This is a genomic window from Streptomyces sp. NEAU-W12, assembly GCF_026242095.1.
Classification (GTDB): Bacteria; Actinomycetota; Actinomycetes; order Streptomycetales; family Streptomycetaceae; genus Streptomyces.
In genome coordinates, this window is sequence record NZ_JAPJDM010000092.1 from 1 (window position 1) to 1183 (window position 1183).

General features: G+C 70.6%; 1 pseudogene. It reads left to right on the top strand.

Annotated features, from left to right (window positions below):
- A pseudogene (locus ORI94_RS35200) lies at positions 1 to 1183 on the top strand (alpha-1,4-glucan--maltose-1-phosphate maltosyltransferase); the annotation flags it as partial.

Consider the following 1183-nt stretch of genomic DNA (forward strand, 5'->3'; position numbering starts at 1 on the left):
CCGGCTGGCGGCGGGGCTGACGCCGGAGGTGGACGCGGTGCTGGCCCGCCACCCGCTGCGGGACCTGGTCACCAGCAGCGACCCGATGCCGCTGCTGGTGGAGCGCGAGCGTGCCCTGTTCGGCTCCTGGTACGAGTTCTTCCCCCGCTCCGAGGGCACCGCGGACGAACCGCACGGCACCTTCCGCACCGCCGCCCGCCGGCTGCCCGCCATCGCCGCGATGGGCTTCGACGTCGTCTACCTCCCCCCGATCCACCCCATCGGCACCACCTTCCGCAAGGGCCCCGACAACACCCTGGACGCCGGCCCCGACGACGTCGGCGTCCCCTGGGCCATCGGCTCCCCCGAGGGCGGCCACGACACCGTCCACCCCCGGCTGGGCACCCTCGAGGACTTCACCTGGTTCGTCGGCCGGGCGGCCCGCCACGGCCTGGAGGTCGCCCTGGACCTCGCCCTCCAGTGCTCCCCCGACCACCCCTGGGTCCACCAGCACCCCCAGTGGTTCCACCACCGCCCCGACCACACCATCGCGTACGCCGAGAACCCGCCCAAGAAGTACCAGGACATCTACCCGCTCGCCTTCGACGCGGACATGGACGGCCTGATCACCGAGACGTGCCGCATCCTGCGGCACTGGATGGCAGCGGGGGTGCGGATCTTCCGCGTCGACAACCCGCACACCAAACCGGTGGTCTTCTGGGAACGCGTCATCGCCGACGTCAACCGCACCGACCCCGACGTCATCTTCCTGGCCGAGGCCTTCACCCGCCCCGCGATGATGCACACCCTGGCCGCCGTCGGCTTCCAGCAGTCCTACACCTACTTCACCTGGCGCACCACCAAACAGGAACTGACCGAGTACCTCACCGAACTCTCCCGGGACGCCGCCTCCTACATGCGGCCCAACCTCTTCACCAACACCCCCGACATCCTGCACGCCTACCTCCAGCACGGCGGCCGGCCCGCCTTCGAGGCCCGTGCCGTCCTCGCCGCCACCCTCTCCCCCACCTGGGGCATCTACAGCGGCTACGAACTCTGCGAGAACACCCCCTTGCGCGACGGCAGCGAGGAGTACCTCCACTCGGAGAAGTACCAGCTCACACACCGCGACTGGGACACCGCCGAGCGCACCGGCCGCACCATCGCCCCCCTCATCACCCGCCTCAACACCATCCGACGGCAG